Source organism: Klebsiella sp. CN_Kp113 (assembly GCF_040064585.1).
Taxonomy (GTDB): domain Bacteria; phylum Pseudomonadota; class Gammaproteobacteria; order Enterobacterales; family Enterobacteriaceae; genus Klebsiella; species Klebsiella michiganensis.
Genome location: NZ_JBEAID010000072.1, coordinates 53,021 through 72,925, shown reverse-complemented (window position 1 = coordinate 72,925; position 19,905 = coordinate 53,021). Strand labels below are relative to the sequence as shown.

The window sequence follows — 19,905 nt, the reverse complement described above, 5'->3', positions numbered from 1 at the left end:
AGCCGGGGAGAAGACCGCAACAAAACCTCATGCTGTGCACCTTCCCCGGAGGCGGGCTACCGGTCCGCAGACGGCTATGAACCCGTAGCCCGGCTAAGCGCAGCGCGAGCCGGGGAGAAGACCGCAACAAAACCTCATGCTGTGCACCTTCCCCGGAGGCGGGCTACCGGTCCGCAGATGGCTGTAAACCCGTAGCCCGGTCAGCGCAGCGCCACCGGGAAAAACCGCAGAAGAACAATGGCGGCAGACATCTACTCGTTAAATACCCGCCTGAAGGCCGTCAGCAGCCGGGTATTTTCCTGCTGGCTGCGGATCGCGACGCGGAAGTAGCGCCCGTCGAGCCCCGGGTAGTTGGCGCAGCTGCGGATAAGGATGTGCTGCTGCAGCATCGCGTATTGCAGATCCAGATCCGCCACGTCGCAGCGCAGAAACAGATAGTTTGCCCGCCCGGGATAGACCGTCAGGCCGGGAATATGGCGCAGCTGATGGTAAAAGCGCTGCCCCTCCTCCGCCAGCCACTGCCAGGTTTGCTGCTGGTAGGCGCTATCCTGGAGAATGATTTCCCCCGCCAGGGCGGCAAACGCGTTTATCGACCACGGCATCTGGCGCTCGCGCATTCTCGCCACCGCCCGCGCATCGCCATTGGCCAGATACCCCAGACGCAGGCCGGGAATAGCATAAAACTTGGTCAGCGAACGCAGTACCCACACGTGCGGGTTGTGGCCCAGCAGCGGAATAAATCCCGGCTCGTCGGGGATAAAATCGATAAACGCTTCATCGAGAATCAGGGCAATGCCCAGCGACCGACAGCGTTCAGCAATCATCTCCAGCAGACGGCGCTCGGGCAGCAGGCCGGTAGGATTGTTCGGCGTGCAGAGAAATAAGCAGTCCAGATCCGGCGTCAGAGCATCAAGAATCGCCCCGGTGAGCTGCCAGCCATCCGCCTCGCGCAGCAGAAATTCCCGCACCGCGCAGTCCACCGACTGCAGCGCCCGGCGGTATTCGGCAAAGCCCGGGGTGACGATCATCGCCTGGCGCGGCTTCAGCCCCTGAACCAGCGTAAAGATCGCTTCGGTTTCGCCGTTTCCGGCGAGGATCCACGAGGCAGGGATCTGATGGTGTTCCGCCAGCGCAAGGTGCAGCTGCTGATACTCAACGTCAGGGTAGCGTTCGGCGCAGGCCATATTGTCGAGGATGGCGCGCTTTAAACTTTCCGGCATCCCCCGCGGATTAATATTGGCGCTAAAATCCAGCAGCTGCGCCGCAGAGATGCCCATAAGCGCGGCGGCCTCGCGGATATTGCCGCCGTGCGCGCTCTTTAATAGAGCCATTTACCTTTCCTGTTGCGTTACCCTCGCCTTGCCAGCGTCGCGCCGTCGGCGAAGTAGGCTTTAATCCCTGCCAGAATCGACTCTGCAACTTCCTGCTGGAATTTCGCCGTTTTCAATTTACGCTCTTCTTCGACGTTACTGATAAACGCGGTTTCCACCAGAATCGATGGAATATCCGGCGCCTTCAGCACCGCGAAGCCCGCCTGCTCAACCCGGTTCTTGTGCAGGTTATTAATGTTGCCCATCTTTTCCAGCACCGCCTTGCCGAACTTCAGGCTGTCGGCGATGGTCAGCGACTGCACCATGTCGAACATCGTGTGGTCGACGTAGCGATCGCCGCTTTTGCTGACGCCGCCGATCAGGTCCGAGGCGTTCTGGGTCTGCGCCAGATATTTAGCCGCGGTACTGGTGGCCCCTTTGGTTGACAGGGCAAACACCGACGATCCGCTGGGCTGGCGGCTGGTAAACGCGTCGGCGTGAATAGAGACAAACAGGTCGGCGCGCTGCTTCTGCGCTTTGGCGACGCGGACCTTCAGCGGGATAAAGACATCCTCGTTGCGGGTCATATAGACCTTCATATTGCCCTCTTTCTCGATCAGCGCGCGCAGCCGTCGGGCAATCTGCAGCACCACGTCTTTCTCGCGGGTGCGGTATTTTCCCACCGCGCCGGAGTCTTCGCCGCCGTGGCCGGGATCGAGCATGATAACAATGGGCCGATCGCGCCCGGCTTTACCCGGTTTAGGCCCGCTCTCCGCAGGCGGAACCTGCCGCTGAAGATCGCCTTTGTTGTAATCTTCGAGCAGCGCCAGCAGCGGATCCTGCACGTCGGTGGCGTTAGCGGGATAGAGGTCCATGACCAGACGCTCTTTAAACCCGGCGACCGGAGCCAGCGCAAACAGCTGCGGTTTCACGTTCTGTTTCAGCTCAAACACCATGCGCACGGTTTGCGGATCGAACTGCCCCACCCGAGCGGATTGAATATAGGGATCGTCACCGCGAATCTGACTCCCCATACCTTTCAGTACGGAGTTGAGATTAACCCCTTCCAGATCCACCACCACACGTTCAGGATTACTGAGCGCAAACTGCCGATATTTCAGGATATGGTTGGACTCCACGGTGACGCGCGTGTAGGTCGACGATGGCCAGACGCGTACGGCAACCACCTGCGCCGCGGCAGCCAACCCAACCGGACTCACACTCATTAACCACATGGCGCCCGCCCCCTGTAAAAATCGGCGGCGGCTTAATCCTGACTTGTATCCCGACATGCCACTCCCAAGCAGTAAGAAATCATTCGTATTTAAAACAAACAGATTGACCGGAAACTTTAACGAAAGGCGCATAACCTGTCATCTATAAAAGGGTAAACAATCTTTGACACCCTGATTTGGCTCACACTGTTTTCCCGGCTCCGCCCAAAATTGGGGCTTGCGTTTGCCGGCGAAACAGAATAAAAATACAGTAATTACGAATAATCATGCATTGAGGTTGTGTCATGGTGAAGGAACGTCGCACCGAACTGGTAGAGGGATTCCGCCATTCTGTCCCCTATATTAATGCCCATCGGGGTAAAACGTTTGTCATCATGCTGGGCGGGGAAGCCATCGAGCATGATAATTTCTCTAGTATAGTCAATGACATTGGCCTGCTTCACAGCCTGGGAATTCGTCTGGTGGTGGTCTATGGCGCCCGCCCGCAGATCGATGCCAACCTGGCGGAGCATCGTCACGAGCCGGTTTATCACAAACAAACCCGAGTGACTGACGCCAAAACGCTCGAGCTGGTTAAGCAGGCGGCGGGCATGCTGCAGCTGGAAATTACCGCTCGCCTGTCGATGAGCCTCAACAACACGCCGCTGCAGGGCGCCCATATCAACGTGGTCAGCGGCAACTTCATTATCGCGCAGCCGTTAGGCGTGGATGACGGCGTGGATTACTGTCACAGCGGGCGCATCCGGCGCATCGATGAAGAAGCCATTCACCGCCAGCTGGATAACGGCGCAATCGTGCTGATGGGCCCGGTTGCGGTGTCGGTCACCGGCGAAAGTTTTAACCTGACCTCCGAAGAGATTGCGACCCAGCTGGCGATTAAGCTGAAGGCCGAAAAGATGATCGGCTTCTGCTCATCGCAGGGGGTTCACAATCAGGATGGCGAGATCGTCCCTGAGCTGTTCCCCAACGAAGCCCAGGCGCGGGTGGAAGAGATGGAAGCGGACGAAGACTACAGCTCCGGCACCGTGCGCTTTCTGCGCGGCGCGGTAAAAGCCTGCCGCAGCGGCGTGCGCCGCTGCCACCTGATCAGCTATCAGGAAAACGGCACCCTGCTGCAGGAGCTGTTCTCACGCGACGGTATCGGTACCCAGATAGTGATGGAGAGCGCCGAGCAGATCCGCCGAGCCACCATTAACGATATCGGCGGCATCCTCGAGCTGATTAGCCCGCTGGAGCAGCAGGGCATTCTGGTCAGGCGTTCGCGCGAACAGCTGGAGATGGAAATCGATAAATTCACCATTATTCAGCGCGACAACACCACCATCGCCTGCGCCGCGCTCTATCCTTTCCCGGAAGAGAAGATCGGCGAAATGGCCTGCGTGGCGGTGCATCCGGATTACCGCAGCTCATCGCGCGGCGAAGTGCTGCTCGAACGCATTGCCGCGCAGGCGAAGCAAATGGGCCTCAGCAAGCTGTTTGTTCTTACGACCCGCAGCATTCACTGGTTCCAGGAGCGCGGATTTACGCCGGTCGACGTCGACCTGCTGCCGGAGAGCAAAAAAGAGATGTACAACTATCAGCGCCGCTCCAAGGTGCTGATGGCAGACCTGGCCTGATCCCTTCTCCCCGGAAAGCGCGCGGCCGACCGGGGAAAACCTCACTGGGCGGAAAAGATATCCGTCAGGCCGCTGCGTCGTTCGGTACGCGCAGCCACCGCCTGAGTCAGCACCTGCTCATCGGCATAGATCGACAGCTGCCGTTTCGCACGCGTAATGGCGGTATAAACCAGCTCGCGGGTTACCAGCGGCACGCTGCGCGAAGGCAGGATCAGCGCCGCGTGATCGAACTCCGATCCCTGCGATTTATGCACCGTCATCGCCCAGGCGGTATCGTGCTCCGGCAGACGACTTGGCTGTACCGACTTGATGCTGCCATCGGGCATCGGGAACCAGACGCGCAGGCCATCGCCTCTTTCCAGCGCGATGCCGATATCGCCGTTAAACAGTCCCAGCGCGCTGTCGTTGCGGGAGATCATCACCGGCCGTCCTTCATACCAGCGCGAATGCCGCGGTAACGCGATCGCCCGCTTGCGGTTCAGCATCTGCTCCAGCTGTTCGTTCACGCCGCTGACCCCATACGGCCCCTCGCGCAGCGCGCACAGCAGCTGGAATTCGCCAAAGGCGGCGATCATCTCTTCGGGCTCAGCCCGCGCGCGCAGCAGCTGCAGGAAGCGGCCGTAGCCCGCCTGCGCCTGATTCAGCATCGCTTCATACTCTTCGGTGGCGCTCAGCGGATACAGGGCGATATCGTCGAACGACTGACGCAGCGTTGCGCGTACCGCGCTGCGCTCGCCGCTGTTCACCGCCCACGCCAGATGGCCGATACCGGAATGGCGACCAAAACGGTAGCTTTTTTGCAGCAGGCACAGGCTGTCGCGCAGCGCACCGGCAACGTTGCCCTCGCCCGCCGGCACCGGCTGGCCGGTCAACCGGGCGAGCTGCGCCGCCCGCGCCGGGGTATAGCCTGCATTAACCCAGGCGCAAATATCCCCCAGCACCGCTCCGGCCTCTACCGACGCCAGCTGATCGCGGTCGCCAAGGAAAATCACCCTTCCGTGCTCAGGCAGCGCGTCGATCAGGCGCGACATCATCGGCAGGTCAATCATTGAGGCTTCATCCACCACCAGCACGTCAAGATGCAGCGGGTTGCCGGCGTGATAGCGCATCCGCTGGCTGCCGGGCTGCGCGCCCAGCAGGCGATGGAGGGTGCTGGCTTCGGTGGGCACCAGCGCCTTTTGTTGGTCGCTGAGAGGGAGGCGGCGCAGCGCCGCGCCGAGGGACTCGGTCAGGCGCGCCGCGGCTTTACCGGTCGGCGCCGCCAGGCGAATACGGCAGCGCGGGTTGGAGAACGTCTGGATCAGCGCGGCCAGCAGTTTAGCGACGGTCGTGGTTTTACCGGTGCCCGGACCGCCGGAAATCACCGAAATCCGTCGGGTCAGGGCGACCGCAGCCGCCACTTTTTGCCAGTCCGTTTCCTCAGCGGGCGGAAACAGCGCGTCGAGCGTCGAAGCCAGCCGGGCTTCATCCACCTCCAGCACCTGATTGGCCTCATTGAAAAAGCGCGCGACGGTTAATTCGTTGCGCCACATGCGGTTGAGGTAAAGCCGTTCGCCGCAGAGGATCATCGGCGTCGGGCGCTCACCGCCGCTGACCGCCTCAGCATCGTTAAGCAGCGGCAGCCAGCCGTCCGGGGCGCCGGTCAGCTCAAGGATCTGCTCACTCAGGCCTGCCGCTTTTGCGCTCAGCAGCTCATCCTCGGCGAGACGCGAAATCGGCAGGCAGACGTGGCCTTCACCGGCATCGCGGCTGAGAATGGCGGCGGTGAGCTTCACCGCCGGATGCGCCTCCTGCGCCACCATGAGCGCAAACTGGACGTCCAGCGGGCGCAGCAGGCGCTGTTCAACCGCCTGCAGTAACAGTTCATCCATGGTCATAGCACAACCTCCTGGGTTTCCCCGGCAAACAGCGCATCGAGGCCGTTAATCAGCGGCAGCGCCGGCCGGGTGGTGAAGATACCCTGCCCGCCGTCCTGCCCGTCCATGCCGCGTAAAAAGAGATAAATAACGCCGCCGAAGTGGCGTTCGTAATCATAATCGGCAATGCGGTGGCGTAAATATCGGTGCAGCGCCAGGCTATAGAGCTGGTACTGCAAATCGTAACGGTGCGAACGCATTGCCTGCCGCATCGCGTCCTGGGTATAGGCCTCGCGATTTTCCCCCAGCCAGTTGGATTTGTAATCCAGCAGGTAATAGCGGCCGTTGTGGCGAAACACCAGGTCGATAAAGCCTTTCAGCATCCCCCGCACCTGGCGGAAATCGAGCGTTGGGGTATCCACGGAGAGCGGATCGTACTGACGAATCAGCGCATCCAGACGCAGGGGATCCAGCGGCTGTTCGATGGGCAGATAAAACGCCATCTCCACCTGTTTATCGCCTTCGCTCAGCTGATTAAGGGCAATCCCCGCGCCGGGCAGAGGGGTACGCAGCACGCCGTCGAGCCATGCGGTCAGTACCGGGGTCCACTTTTCCTCGAAGCCGCTCAGCTGGAGCCTGGCCGCCATCCAGTCGGCGGGAACCGGCTGGGTAAAATCGAGATCTTCGAACAAACTGTGGAGAAACGTCCCCGGCGACGCGCCGCGGGGGAACTGGTGCGGCGTAAGCTGCGGCTCTTCCGCGACCTCACCGACGCCGGCGGCATCGACATCCAGACGCGGCAGAAGATCCTGCGCCGCGCTGTGTCCATTCTGCTGCAGGCCGGAGTAGCTGGTGACCCGCCAGTCATCGGTCACCGAACGCGCGAGCAAACGGGCTGAAAGCGGCGGTAGCGCCGCCTGCGGAGCTTGCCACGGAGTTGGCGCAGCCGTATCCGGGAGCCGCAGGGCGATCTCCCCGCTGCAGAACGCCTGCAGGCGGGCCATCAGCCCTGCGGCATCCATCGCTTCCCCGCCCTGCAGCAGGCGGCCCAGCGCGCTGTGGTGAAAATCGCTGGCGCCGGGCTTGTCGCTGCGCCGGGTGCTGAGCGGCGCAACGCCAAGGCTGCAGTGCCAGACCGCACGGGTCAGCGCGACGTAAAGCAGGCGCAGATCTTCGGCCAGGCGTTCGGCCTCCGCCAGCTCCATGCTGCCCTCAGCCTGCCCCAGGTCGAGAACGGCGGCAAAGGAGGTTCTGTCGTGATAAAACGCCTGATCCTGTTTACGGAAACGCGCAATAAACGGCAGCCAGACCAGCGGATACTCCAGCCCTTTCGATTTATGGATGGTGACGATCTGCACCAGGTGCTTATCGCTCTCCAGGCGCATCTGCTGGCTGGAGGCGTTGCTATCCGGCTCGGCGATATGCTGCGCCAGCCAGCGCACCAGCGCATGTTCGCTCTCCAGCAGGTTCGCCGCCTCCTGTAGCAGCTCGCTGATATGCAGGATATCGGTCAGGCGCCGCTCGCCGCCGCTGGTCGCCAGCAGGTTTTCGGCAATGCGCCGCGCGGTCATCAGCGCGCGCAGCATCGGCATCACGCCGCGCTGCCGCCAGACTTGCCGGTAGCCGCTAAACTCTTCTACCAGCTCATCCCAGGCCCGTTCGCTCTGGTTGAGGTTTTCAATGTCCTGCGCGTTGAGGCCGAACATTGCGGTTGCCAGCGCGCTGCGCAGGGTATTTTCCCGCTCGGGGGCCAGCACCGCCTGCAGCACCCACAGCAGCTCCTGCGCCTCGGGGGTTTCAAACACGCTATCGCGGTTGGAGAGATAGACGGAGGGAATCGACAGCAGCTGAAGGGCATCGCGAATTAACGACGCCTCCTGACGATTGCGCACCAGCACCGTGATGTCCGAAGCCCGCACGGGTTCAGCTTTTTCACCGCGCCACAGCAGCGCCTTGCCCTGCTGGCCCGCGCTGAGCCAGTCGCGAATTTGCGCCGCGCACAGCTGGGCCATAAACGCCTGGTAATCCCCCGCCCCGACGGCCTCGCCCGACATCAGCCAGATATTCATCGCCGGTACCGCAGCATCATCGACGGTAAAGCGCAGCCCCTGGTTTTTATCGGCCGACTTCACCGGCATAAACGGGATTTCGCGGAACATAAAGGGGTTATCACTGAGGCTAAACAGGCGATTGACGCTATCAACCATCCCCGGCGCGGAGCGCCAGTTGGTATCGAGCGTATAGTGGGCGGTGACGTCCCCACGCGCTTTCATGTAGGTAAAGATATCCGCGCCGCGGAAGGCGTAAATGGCCTGTTTGGGGTCACCAATCAGCAGCAGCGCGGTGTCTGCCTGGCGCCGCCAGATGCGGCGAAAGATGCGGTACTGCTGCGGGTCGGTATCCTGAAATTCGTCGATCATCGCCACCGGAAAGCGCTGGCGAATCGCGCTGGCCAGCGCTTCGCCGCTCTCCCCGCGCAGGGCGTCATCCAGGCGGCTAAGCATATCGTCAAAGCCCAGCTCGCCGCGGCGGCGTTTCTCCCGCGCGACCGCTTCGCGGATTTCAACCATCGCCCTGGCAATCACCAGATCGGTCAAGGTTAACGGTGTCGCCAGCAGCGCTTCTACCGCGCTGAACAGCGGGTGTACCGGCGGCGCGCCGTCCGCTTTGGTGCGCTCAAGCAAGAAGGCCTGGGAGAACTTCTCCAGCGCATCCGGAAGCTGGTAGCTGAGGGTCTCTTCCTGGGCCCAGGCGGTCACTTTCTCCAGCCATTTCCCCTGATTGCCGCGATTAAACTTGCGCCGGTCGAGGCCCGAGTTTTCCAGCACCGCCTCAACCTCGCCCACCTGTGCCAGCCACTGCTGCTTCAGCGCGTTGATGCGTTCGATAATTTGCTGATGGCGTTCGGCCAGCGTTTCGTCAGCCGGCGGCGGCGATTTGAGCTGCGGCGCCTCTCCCTGTAGCCAGCGGTCGATGGATTTCAGCAGATCGCGCGGCCCTTTCCACGCTTCGTGGATAACCGCCGCGATGTCACGCGGCAGCGGGTAACAGTGGCGACGCCAGAAGTCGGCGCAGGCCTGATAGCGCAGGCGGGATTCATCTTCAATCAGCTGCTGTTCGAACAGCATGCCGGACTCAAAGGCGTTAAGGCTCAGCATCCGCTGGCAGAAGCCGTGAATGGTAAATACCGCCGCTTCGTCCATCTGCCGTTCGGCCAGCAGCAGCGTTTGCGCCGCCTGGGTTTTATCGGCGATTTCCGCCAGCAGCCCGGCGTAGAGAGGATTGTCGGCACTTTCGCGCAGGCAGGCGATACGCAGCTCGTGGATATTGCTGCGAATACGCCCGCGCAGCTCTTCGGTCGCCGCTTCGGTAAAGGTCACTACCAGCAGCTCTTCCACGCTGACCCGGCGGGGAAAGGCGGATTCCCCGCCCAGCCCCAGCAGCAGCCGCAGATAGAGGGCGGCAATGGTAAAGGTTTTTCCTGTGCCCGCAGAGGCTTCTATCAGGCGCTCGCCCGTCAGGGGCAAGCGCAGGGGGTCAAGAGACTCGGCGGTGTCGGTCATTCATTCTCTCGCATCAGGGGTAAGGATTTCTGCAATGCGCTGACGTTCTCCCAGACTTTGCCATCCTGCGGATGCGCGTATTCCGCCTTGCCATTCTGGCTACCGGAAACCTGGGAGAGAATTGCCATGCCCTGCGGATCCACCACCGTCTGATGGAAGAAGTCGGCAAGCTTTTGCGGCGTCAGCAGTTTAATCTGAGCCACTACTTTATCACGTGAATCGAAGCGCATATTACCGCGATCGAAATCTTTGCTCAGCTTCGACGCTTCATCGCCCAGCGTTTGCGGCGCTTCCAACATCTGACCGATCACCGCCTGCTGAATCTGCGCAAACTCTTCCGGCTTCATTGCCCGCAGTTTGGCTTCCGCCGTGGGGAAGAAGGCCTGGAAACGCTGCCAGAGGTAAGCCGGCTGCTTATCGCTGCTTTGCAGCAGGAAGCCCATCCCCCACTGGCGGCCAACGTTCATCGAGAAGGCGAAGACCGCGTAGCCCAGCTGCTCTTCCGTACGTAGCTGGTTATAGAACCACGGCTGTACGATTTGCCCGAGGAGCGAGCTGGCGGCAGAGCTGGCGTACTCGTCCACGTTCGGCGGCGCGAAGACGGCGGCCAGCGCGGAATCGGTACTGTTGCCCGCTTTTTCAAAAATCGCCAGCTGTTTACGATCGACCAGAACGTCTTTGTTACGGCACCACTCGTTGCCGTCGGCGCCCAGCTGTTTTTGAATCTGCCGCGCCATGGCGGTGGATTGATCGGCGGTAAGATTACCGATGACCATCAGCTCCGGTCGCCCTTTCGCCTTGAGATTATCGCGGTATTCCAGCACCTCTTTCAGGGTGATCGATGGCAGCAGCGCCCGACGCTCTTCGCGCTGGAAGTACGGCACCTGAGAAACCATCTGAATCGGCATGATCGCCTGATCGTAGGCTTTGCCTTTATCCGCCGAATCCATCATCTGGGCGTACCAGGATTTAGCCTGCTCCAGCTGCTCTTCGGTTGGCGTATAGCTGAAGTAACCGTCGAGCAGGGCGTTAAACAGCTCAGGTAGATGCTGCGTATAGCCGTTGGCGTTAACCATCAGGCCGTTATTCGCGCCGGTAGAGAAGCTTATCCCCCCGACCGCCGCCTGGTTGCTGAGCTGGTCGAGCGCAATGCCCGCCAGATAATCATTGAGCGCAAACATCACCTGCCGGCGGGCGCTGTCCATTGCCTGCGGGTTACGCAGAACCAGCGAAATATCCGCTTTCGGTTCGCTGGCGAAGTACTGGCTCGGCGCGTAAATCACCCGCAGCGTCGGTTCATCTACAATCAGCTGCGGATGCGGGTAAGCCTTGTCGCTTTTGATTAAGCTGAAATCATCCGGAATATAGGGGTTCAGCACCGGCAGCTTGAGGTCGATGGCGCTGGACTTCTGCTGCCAGTCGGCAAAGGTCTGCTCGCTGATCTTATCCACCTGATAGGGCGCATTGACGAAGTAGGCGGTCTTGTTATGCGGCTCTTTCGGGCTGATGTACCAGATGCGGGCGTTTTGCGGCGTCATCATCGCCAGGCGGTCTTCGATCGCCTGCGGATCGTAGCGATCGGCAATGTTGACAACGTCCAGCGTATGCTCGACCGGCACGCGGATCATGGTGTCCGCCAGCCATTCGACGTAATCCATATTGCGGTTGATGGACGGGTAGCGGAAGTCGAGCGCCAGCACGTGGGCCAGCTCATCAAAATAGCGCTTATCGATTCCCTGGCTGCGCAGAAGATTGAGGTAGCTGAAGATGGCCGCGGTAACTTCATCGCGGTGCGCCAGACCTTTGTCCGTCAGGGTCGCGGATATAGCCAGCACCCCGCTGTTGCCGTTCACCACCGGGTCGGAGTCCGCGCGAATCCCTTCAACCAGCCCCTGCTTTTGCAGCCAGTCTGAGAGCGTGCCGGGACTGCGATTACCGATCATATAGGTCACCAGCTCGTCGGTTTTGCTGCGGAACTTGTCGCTATTATTATCAATGCGGAACTCCACGCGCAGCACTTTACGCGGCATCGCCGGAACGTAGTGAATGATGATGCCCTTTTGCGCATCGGTCACCACCGGGACGGTAATCTCCGGTTTGCTGATATCGTGGTTCGGCACGCGACCGTAGGTGGCCGCCGCGATGCTCGCCAGCTCCGGCAGAGGCTTGTTGCTGTAGATCACCGCTTTCATCAGGTTGGCGGAATACCAGCTATCGCGAAAGGCGTGCAGGGCATCAAGCACCGGTTTGCCGGGCTTGTCGCTCAGCGTTTCAAGGTTACCGCCGGAAAACTGCGAGCCGGGGTGCGCCGGGTTAATGGTTTCCGCGCTAACCTGCGCCATTCGCATCCCGTCCCGGGTACGCGCCATCGTGAGCTCGGCGTTAACCGCATTACGCTCGCGGTCGGCATATTTTTTATCCAGCAGCGGCGCGGCGATGGCGTCGGCCAGGCGATCGACCGCGCCGTCCAGGGCATCGTTTTCCACTTCAAGATAGAAGGCGGTGCGATACGGGGCGGTGCTGGCATTGTGGCTGCCGCCGTGCATTTTGAGATACTCGGCGAGGCTGTCAGGCTGGGGATACTTTTTCGAGCCCATCAGCGTCATATGCTCCAGGAAGTGGGCCAGCCCCTGATGCTCGGCAGGATCCTGCAGCGATCCCACGGGAACGACCAGCGCCGACAGCGATTTTACCGCCTGGGGATCGGAAACCAGCAGCACTACCATGCCGTTATCGAGGCGGATCGCCTGATATTGACGGGTATCTTTTTCGCTTTTACGGATGGTTTCCTGGATCGGTTGCCATCCGGTGTCTGCCTGACTTAACGGCGCCCAAAAGGCGGCCAGTAAAACAATAACCTTGAACCATAAACTGCGGGGCATTCACGGACCTCATCATTAACAAACCTGGCGCTGCATAATTGGCAGCCTTTATAAACATCAGTCCGTGATTCGTTGCGCATCATAAATGAACTGCCATCCAGTGCGCAATTTTTATACTATTACAATGTTATTCGGACTGATGGAAACGAAACACCGGTAGCAAATAACGCTGCGTTTGCGTCAGGATCTCTTCATAGTATTCCGCTTCCAGCGTGCGCCACAGGCGCTGATACCAGACGTCGGCACCTTCGCCGCTGACCACCATGTTCCCTTCATAAGCCTGAAGAAATTTACTGCGCGCTTTTTGCTGCGTCTCTTCGTCCATTAACATGACATCCTTTTCGGCGTCATAACAGACTTTTAGCCATGCGCCGCCGCTTTCCGGCAGCAGCAGCAGCGGTTTGGACATTCCCTGCAGGTAACCGTCAACCAGATCGTTGAGGTAGCCCTGGGCCTGCTCCTGCGCCAGCGGTGGAAAACGCCACTCGCCCTCTTTGCGCACAAAGAGCCGACTTTCGCCGGTACCGCCGCTAGCACAATAGACAAGATGCTCCAGCCAAAGTTGCATCCCCTGCGCCACGCTTAATAGCGAAGGCCGCCAGCGCAGCAAACCGTCGGATTGTACCTGCTGCAGCCAGCCGGTGATGTTGACTCCGCTGCATTGCAGATCGATTTCCATGCTCTGCCCCGGCTGGCGGCAGGCGATCACCCGTTCGGCCAGATTTTGCATCTCCTGACGCTGGGTCTCCCAGGCCAGTTCGCCGAACGCGCCATAGGGTAGCTCCCCGGCGGCACGGAAGCGGCGATACATTGCCGAGGCGTCCTGCTGCTCAATCAGCGTATTGAGCAGCTGCTGGTTCAGCTGATAGCGGCTCAGCCCTTCGAGGGTAAAAGGTTCATCGTCGGGGATCTCGCTCTCCTCCGAGCGGAAATTCACCCGCAGCCGCTGCTGAAAGAACGCGCGAACAGGATGCTGCCAGAAGCGCAGCAGCTGTTCGAACGGTAAGTGATCGATGTCCGGTACCGGTAGCGGCTGGATGAACGCGCCGTGCGCTTCCCCCTGCTGGCTGGCGGCCGCCAGCCATTCCCGGGCATAGCTTTGATCTTCATTAGCCAGAAAATTGGCGGCATCGAAAGGCATGCGGGTATGCAGATGCGTGATGTGCTCTTTGACCCGCCGTTCGCTGGCATCGCAGTCCAGCTCTTCGTCCCCTTCCAGACAGTGGCTCTGGCCGATGTAGTCCGCCAGCTCCTGAACCAGAACGGAGGGATAGCGCTCGCTATTGTCCTGAATGGAACGGCCGATATAGCTGATATAGAGCTTCTGCTCGGCCGACATCAGGGCTTCAAGGAACAGATAGCGGTCGTCGTCGCGACGGCTACGGTCTCCGCGCTGCGGCTTCTGGCTCATTAAATCGAAGCCCAGCGGCGCCAGGGTGCGCGGATAAACGCCGTCGTTCATCCCCAGCAGGCAGACCACCTTGAAAGGAATCGAACGCATCGGCATCAGGGTACAAATGTTAACCGGGCCGGCGAGAAAGCGCTGGCTGATGCGCTGCTGATCGAGCCTCTGGGACAGCTCATCGCGCAGCAAAGAGAGCGGTACCGTTTCGCCATACTGCGCGTCGACGCCGCCGTCAATCACCGCCTGCCACTGCTGTTCTATCAGCGCCAGGGCGGCTTCCGTTTCGCTGTCCGGAAGGAAGAAGTCGTTCAGCAGGTCGCGGCATACCGGCAGCCACTCGGCTAATGGGCGATCCTGGGCCAGCCCGCGGCGCCAGAGATTAAGCTGCATCAGCAGCGATGCCAGGTTGCCCACCAGCTCGGCGATAAGCCCGCTCGACTCATCATAAGGCAGCACCGAGCGCCACTCCCCTTCGCTGCTGTCCATGGCGTAGCCCAACAGCATACGCGTCAGGCCAAAGCGCCAGGTATGCTGGCCGGTAGCCGGGAGATCGAGTTCACGCACGTTGTCGTCATCCATTCCCCAGCGTACGCCGGATTCGTTAACCCACTGGCGCAGGTAGCGTAGCCCCTCTTCGTTAATGTTAAAGCGCGCGGCCAGCACCGGCACATCCAGCAGCGCCAGCACGTCTTCGCTGGCAAAGCGGCTGTCGGGCAGCGAAAGCAGGGTGATAAACGCCTGCAGCGCCGGATGCGATTCGCGGGCCCGCCGGTCGGATATCGCCCACGGCAGCCAGCGCTCGCCGCTGGCGCTGCCGAAGACCGCCTGAATATAGGGGCTGTAGCTATCGATATCCGCCACCATGACGATAATATCGCGCGGCGTGAGCTCGGGATTCTCTTCGAGCATAGCCAGCAGCCGGTCATGCAGTACCTCAACCTCGCGCTGCGGGCTATGGCAGACATGAATCGACAGGCTGCGGTCGTTCGCCGCCAGCAGCCGCTTGCTGCGGCTGTTGGCAAACTCCTCGGCGCTGCGCCCGGCCACCGCCGCATTACGCAGTTCGAGAATATCCGCCTGAAGATTATGCAGCAGGTTATCCGGCGCGATATCGACAAAGGCGTCCAGCTCTTCATAGCGCTCAAGACCCGCCAGCAGGTAGATATAGTCGCGCCCCAGCTTGCCCCAGGAGGCCAGCAGCGGATTGCCGACATCCTGTTCCCCGGCATCGTTGAATAACCCCGGAGCCTGTTGCGTATCGCGAAACAGGGGCAGCTCTCGCGTCGTTTCGCGGTGGTGGCGGCGCTGGCGGGAGAGCAGCTTTGCCAGAAATGCCGGATCTTTAATGTCGCCCCAGTAGTAGCGGCACGGGTTAGTGAAGAGAACATATACATCGACATGCTTACCCAGCGCCTGGAGCGCCTGCAGGTATACCGGCGGCAGCGCCGAAATCCCGCAGATAAACACCCGCGACGGTAGCCCGGCGGGCGGCTGTTCGGCGGCCTCAAGCGCGCTGATAAAGCGTTGGTATAAATTGGCGCGATGCCACAGCGGCTGGCCCAGCTCAGCGGTATATTCCACCAGCGCTTTCCACAGCGGCGCCTGCCACTCCTGCGCGTCTCCAAGCCCGTCAACGCGCTGGTCGGCCTCCCAGCGCATCAGCCACTCGGGGCGATAAACCAGATACTGGTCATAGAGATCCGCCACTCTGGCGGCCAGCTGAAACAGCTTGCGCTTGTCGCTATCGTCGTGCAGATAGTGGCGCAGTAGCGTAAAGGATTCATCGTTCAGCCGCTGCGGTAGCAGGGTCATGAGTTTCCAGCTCATACTTTGCTTACTGAACGCGCTTTCTCCGGGAATATCTTTTAACACCCGCACGAACATGTCCCAGATAAAACTGGCGGGTAGCGGGAACTCAATGTTGGCCGCAATCCCAAAGCGCTGCGCCAGCGTCATCTGCAGCCACTGCGCCATCCCGGTACTCTGTACCAGCACCATTTCCGGCATAAAAGGGTCATCCAGCCGCTGGCGCTCGACGATAAACTCCATCAAGGCTTCAAGCACATCCAGACGGTTTGAGTGGTACACCCTTAACATATTCGCTCCTGGCTACTGACTGACCGGGCAGTGCAGCCGGGTCATCTGCGCCCGCCTGGCTGCGGGCATCGTGATCGTTACCGTGATGCTGACACATCTTTGCACCGATGTCTGCATGCGGGATACCTGGCGATTCGCGGGAATCACCGGTGGGCTAAGCTGACTGAATCGCCACGCATCGCGCCACAGTTGACGGTACTGGTTGAGCTGCATAAAGCCGTTGGCCAGCCCACGCTGATAGCCCGCCAGCGCGGTCACGGTTGCGATAAGCAAGACTAAAGCCAGCAGCGTTTCGGGCAGGCTAAACCCTCTCTGCCACCTCAGGGCATCTGGCATAGGCTTGCCTCCTTTAACGGGCAAAAATCGCTCCAGCCGTGAGGCGAAAAGCGGACGCGGTTTTGTTCGATTACGCCTGACTGCCACAGCAGTATGCCGCCGCCATCGCTGCCGCCAATCAGCAATACCGAGGCGTCGCTAAAGACTCGCAGGCAGGCGCGCCAGCCGAGCGCCGCGTTCTGCTGGCAGCTAACCGTTTCCTGAAGCGGCCAGACGAGCCCCTTTCCCCACTGCAGCGCGGAATGCGCATCAGCGGCATCGCCAAGCGCCCGCGTTTCGCTGGCCGTCTGCGCTAACAGCGAACGCTGCTGCTGGTGCAGCCCCTGGAGTAATAGCGTGCCGAGCGCTAACAGCAGCAGCACCATCAGCAGCGAAGAGAGCCCGCGCTGGCGATTCACAGGTTATATCCCGTTACGCCGTATTCCGCCCGCGCGCGGATTTGCGGGTCGGCGACCGAGTGCGCCGCAAGGGTAATCGATAATTCAGGTGCGAAGCCCGCCCTCTCCAGGCGCGTAACCTGAAACGCGGTGACCTGAATCGCCGCCGGGTTGGTCATTTTCTCCCAGCCTTTGCCGCTGCAGGCGCTTGCGCCGCGCAGGGTTTCCAGCGCGCCATCGCGCAGGCGAAACCCGGTGGTATCCGATTCCGATGACGGCGCGCTATTCCAGACGCCATCGCTGTTGCTATCCCAGCTCACCAGCAGGCAATCACCGCCCTCTGCGATATACAGCGCCTGCCCGTAACAGCGGCCGCGGCAGTATCCGGCGCGCTGCAGATGCTTCGCGACGGTGTAGATTCGCTGCCAGAGCTCATTTTCCAGCGACTGCTGCCGGGTCTGGCGAAGCGCGGCCCACTGCAGCGCCGGAAGAAAACGCGCGCTGCCGAGCAGCAGCACGGAGCTGATGGCCATCGCGATCAGCGTTTCCGGCAGGGAAAAGCCGCGCTGTTTTACAGACACGATGCCGTCTCCTCGCCGCGACACAGGCGGATGCGCCCCCAGTGAGAAACGATAATGTTCCAGCCGCCCGCCGCGCTTTGCAGGCGGATATGCCCGGCCCAGGCGGTATTACGCAGGCCATAAAACCCCAGCCCCGGCGTCATCGCGCTGAGCGAAACCTCCGGCCATAGCGGTTGCAGCGTGAAAGCGTCCCTGCGGAGACAGTCGGCCATCGCCCCGCTGGCGCTCAGGCACCAGCCCTCCGCGCTTTGGCCGACGCTTAATACCCTGTCGCGGTTGTGCCAGTTGGCGTCATCGCGTAGCAGCACCAGGTAGTCGCGGACCTGGCAGGCGGTTTGCCACAGGCGCTGCTGCCGTTGCCAGCTCTGCCAGCCGTACAGCCCGCTGGCGCCGAGAATGACGACCACGACCATGGTGAGCAGGGTTTCAATCAGGGTATAGCCATGTTCTCTGTTCATGGGCCAAGTATGCGGAGCATTGAGGCTTTATTCGAACGGTAAAATGCGGGTTTGCGGCGCGCGCCGGAGAGTATTAAAGGCGTTGCAGCGGGTTTCAACAGTGCCGGAAATCTGCTCGCAAAAAAGCGTTCCGTCGGCGGAATAAAGCTGGCCGTCGGCTCGGCTGAGGCATAAAAAAACCGGCGCGCAGGCGCCGGTTTTTCGTCGTCACTTCCGGGTTAAATCGCCACTGGCGCTTTAATCCCCGGATGCGGGTCGTAGCCTTCGATTTCGAAGTCTTCAAAACGGTAGTCGAAAATCGATGCCGGCTTACGTTTGATCACCAGCTGCGGCAGCGCCCGCGGTTCGCGGCTCAGCTGCAGGTGCGTCTGCTCCATGTGGTTGCTGTACAGGTGCGTATCGCCGCCGGTCCAGACAAAATCGCCCACTTCGAGGTCGCACTGCTGCGCCACCATATGCACCAGCAGCGCGTAGCTGGCGATATTGAACGGCAGGCCGAGGAATACGTCGCACGAGCGCTGATAGAGCTGGCAGGAGAGCTTGCCGTCGGCGACGTAGAACTGGAAGAACGCGTGGCACGGGGCCAGCGCCATTTTGTTCAGCTCGCCGACGTTCCATGCCGAGACGATAATCCGGCGAGAATCCGGGTCGTTTTTCAGCTGTTCCATCACCGTGCTGATCTGGTCGATATGACGGCCGTCCGGCGCGGGCCAGGAGCGCCACTGCTTGCCGTAAACCGGCCCCAGATCGCCGTTTTCATCCGCCCATTCGTCCCAGATAGTGACGTTGTTTTCGTGCAGATACGCCACGTTGGTGTCACCCTGCAGGAACCACAGCAGTTCATGGATGATGGAGCGTAAATGACAGCGCTTGGTCGTCACCAACGGGAATCCTTCCTGCAGGTTAAAACGCATCTGGTGACCGAAGATGGAGACGGTGCCGGTACCGGTGCGGTCATTTTTTTGCGTGCCCTCATCGAGCACTTTCTGCATCAAATCAAGATACTGTTTCATGGTTCCTCAAGAATTTTGTTGCTGCGGACGACAACGGTACGCCCAGACCATCATGATGATACCCGCAAGCACCATCGGAATCGAAAGAATCTGCCCCATGCTGATGTACTGTACCCAGCCGCCGGTAAACTGGGCATCGGGCTGACGGAAGAACTCCACGATGATGCGGAACAGACCGTAGCCAATGAGGAACAGGCCGGAAACCGAACCGGCCGGACGCGGCTTGCGGATAAACAGGTTCAGTATCAGGAACAGCACGACGCCTTCCAGCGCCAGCTCATAGAGCTGCGAAGCATGACGCGGCAGCGCGCCGTAGGTATCAAACAGCGATTGCCACTCAGGATGCGACGGCAGCAGCGCCAGATCTTCCGCCCGAGAGCCGGGGAAAATCATGGTGTAGTGGAAGTTCGGATCGACGCGGCCCCACAGTTCACCGTTGATAAAGTTGCCCAGACGCCCGGCGCCGAGGCCAAACGGAATCAGCGGCGCAATGAAGTCGGAAACCTGGAAGAAGGTGCGCTTCGTGCGTTTGGCGAAAATGATCATCACCAGAATCACGCCGATCAGACCGCCGTGGAAGGACATACCGCCGTCCCAGACGCGGAACAGATAGAGCGGATCGTCGAGGAACACCGGCAGGTTGTAGAAGAAGACATAGCCAAGACGCCCGCCGAGGAAAACCCCGAGGAAGCCGGCGTACAGCAGGTTTTCAACTTCGTTTTTTGTCCAACCGCTGCCCGGACGATTGGCCCGACGGGTGGCCAACCACATCGCAAAAACAAACCCAACCAGGTACATCAGACCGTACCAGTGGAGGGAGACCGGTCCAATGGAAAAAATTACCGGATCAAACTCCGGAAAATGCAGGTAGCCACTATTCATCTGTCACCATAAACACTTGTTATTCCGCCGAAAGTGGACAGCGGGGATCGTTCGCGCGCGTCAGAAACGGGCGCTCCAAAGGCTGCGAATGATAGCATAAGCGCGAAGGGCGATCTGCGCCGGACATGTAAAAGATATGTATACGAATGCGAATTCGCGGCTGAGCATTCCCGGAGGCGGCGCGCTGCGCCTGTCCGGGCTACCCAACCCTCAGGCCGCCCGAACCTCGTCAGCGTTGTCCCGGATCACGGCTAACGCCTTACCCGGGCAACAAATTCATGAACCGTAGCCCGT

Annotated in this window: 13 protein-coding genes; 1 reads left to right on the top strand and 12 read right to left on the bottom strand. The window is 60.4% G+C overall.

Features of this window, described 5'->3' with window-relative positions:
* Window positions 1-251: 251 nt before the first annotated feature.
* Together cobD and amiC are read right to left on the bottom strand one after the other, a co-directional pair.
* Complete coding sequence (gene cobD, locus ABLV30_RS28460) at window positions 252-1,331, bottom strand: threonine-phosphate decarboxylase CobD (RefSeq protein WP_265800369.1); 1,080 nt, start codon at window positions 1,329-1,331, stop codon at window positions 252-254.
* A 17-nt stretch (window positions 1,332-1,348) separates the two neighbouring features.
* Entirely contained in the window at window positions 1,349-2,602 is a 1,254-nt protein-coding gene (gene amiC, locus ABLV30_RS28455) for an N-acetylmuramoyl-L-alanine amidase AmiC (RefSeq protein WP_014226651.1), read from the bottom strand.
* 227 nt (window positions 2,603-2,829) lie between these two features.
* On the opposite strand from amiC, the gene argA reads away from it, so the two are divergent.
* The gene (argA, locus tag ABLV30_RS28450) at window positions 2,830-4,161 is read left to right on the top strand and encodes an amino-acid N-acetyltransferase (RefSeq protein WP_004853841.1); all 1,332 of its coding nucleotides are present in this window, start codon (window positions 2,830-2,832) and stop codon (window positions 4,159-4,161) included.
* Window positions 4,162-4,202: 41 nt separating this feature from the next.
* On the opposite strand, the gene recD is transcribed toward argA, so the two are convergent.
* The 10 genes from recD to lgt form a co-directional block, all read right to left on the bottom strand.
* A complete protein-coding gene (gene recD / locus ABLV30_RS28445; RefSeq protein ID WP_265800368.1) occupies window positions 4,203-6,038 on the bottom strand; it encodes an exodeoxyribonuclease V subunit alpha in 1,836 nt (611 codons plus the stop codon).
* Complete coding sequence (recB, locus tag ABLV30_RS28440; protein WP_265800366.1) at window positions 6,035-9,580, bottom strand: exodeoxyribonuclease V subunit beta; 3,546 nt, start codon at window positions 9,578-9,580, stop codon at window positions 6,035-6,037. Before recB ends, recD begins: the two co-directional genes overlap by 4 nt.
* On the bottom strand, window positions 9,577-12,462 hold the full coding sequence (gene ptrA, locus ABLV30_RS28435; protein ID WP_049083386.1) for a pitrilysin: 2,886 nt from the start codon (window positions 12,460-12,462) through the stop codon (window positions 9,577-9,579). Before ptrA ends, recB begins: the two co-directional genes overlap by 4 nt.
* Window positions 12,463-12,589: 127 nt before the next feature.
* Window positions 12,590-15,964, bottom strand: coding sequence for an exodeoxyribonuclease V subunit gamma (gene recC, locus ABLV30_RS28430; protein ID WP_265800365.1), 3,375 nt, complete (start codon window positions 15,962-15,964; stop codon window positions 12,590-12,592).
* A gap of 12 nt (window positions 15,965-15,976) precedes the next feature.
* Window positions 15,977-16,300, bottom strand: a complete 324-nt coding sequence (locus ABLV30_RS28425) for a prepilin-type N-terminal cleavage/methylation domain-containing protein (RefSeq protein WP_038423521.1) — start codon at window positions 16,298-16,300, stop codon at window positions 15,977-15,979.
* The gene (locus tag ABLV30_RS28420; protein WP_014226657.1) at window positions 16,285-16,698 is read right to left on the bottom strand and encodes a DUF2509 family protein; all 414 of its coding nucleotides are present in this window, start codon (window positions 16,696-16,698) and stop codon (window positions 16,285-16,287) included. The genes ABLV30_RS28425 and ABLV30_RS28420 overlap by 16 nt, the downstream gene beginning before the upstream one ends.
* On the bottom strand, window positions 16,695-17,258 hold the full coding sequence (locus ABLV30_RS28415; RefSeq protein ID WP_014226658.1) for a prepilin peptidase-dependent protein: 564 nt from the start codon (window positions 17,256-17,258) through the stop codon (window positions 16,695-16,697). The genes ABLV30_RS28420 and ABLV30_RS28415 overlap by 4 nt, the downstream gene beginning before the upstream one ends.
* Entirely contained in the window at window positions 17,249-17,716 is a 468-nt protein-coding gene (locus tag ABLV30_RS28410; RefSeq protein WP_025107415.1) for a prepilin peptidase-dependent protein, read from the bottom strand. The genes ABLV30_RS28415 and ABLV30_RS28410 overlap by 10 nt, the downstream gene beginning before the upstream one ends.
* Before the next feature lie 218 nt (window positions 17,717-17,934).
* Window positions 17,935-18,729 carry a thymidylate synthase gene (gene thyA, locus ABLV30_RS28405; RefSeq protein ID WP_348865711.1) on the bottom strand — a complete coding sequence of 265 codons (795 nt, stop codon included), beginning with the start codon at window positions 18,727-18,729 and terminating at the stop codon, window positions 17,935-17,937.
* Window positions 18,730-18,735: 6 nt separating this feature from the next.
* Window positions 18,736-19,611: a prolipoprotein diacylglyceryl transferase gene (gene lgt, locus ABLV30_RS28400; RefSeq protein ID WP_014226659.1), complete on the bottom strand. Its 876-nt coding sequence runs from the start codon at window positions 19,609-19,611 to the stop codon at window positions 18,736-18,738.
* Window positions 19,612-19,905: the final 294 nt, after the last annotated feature.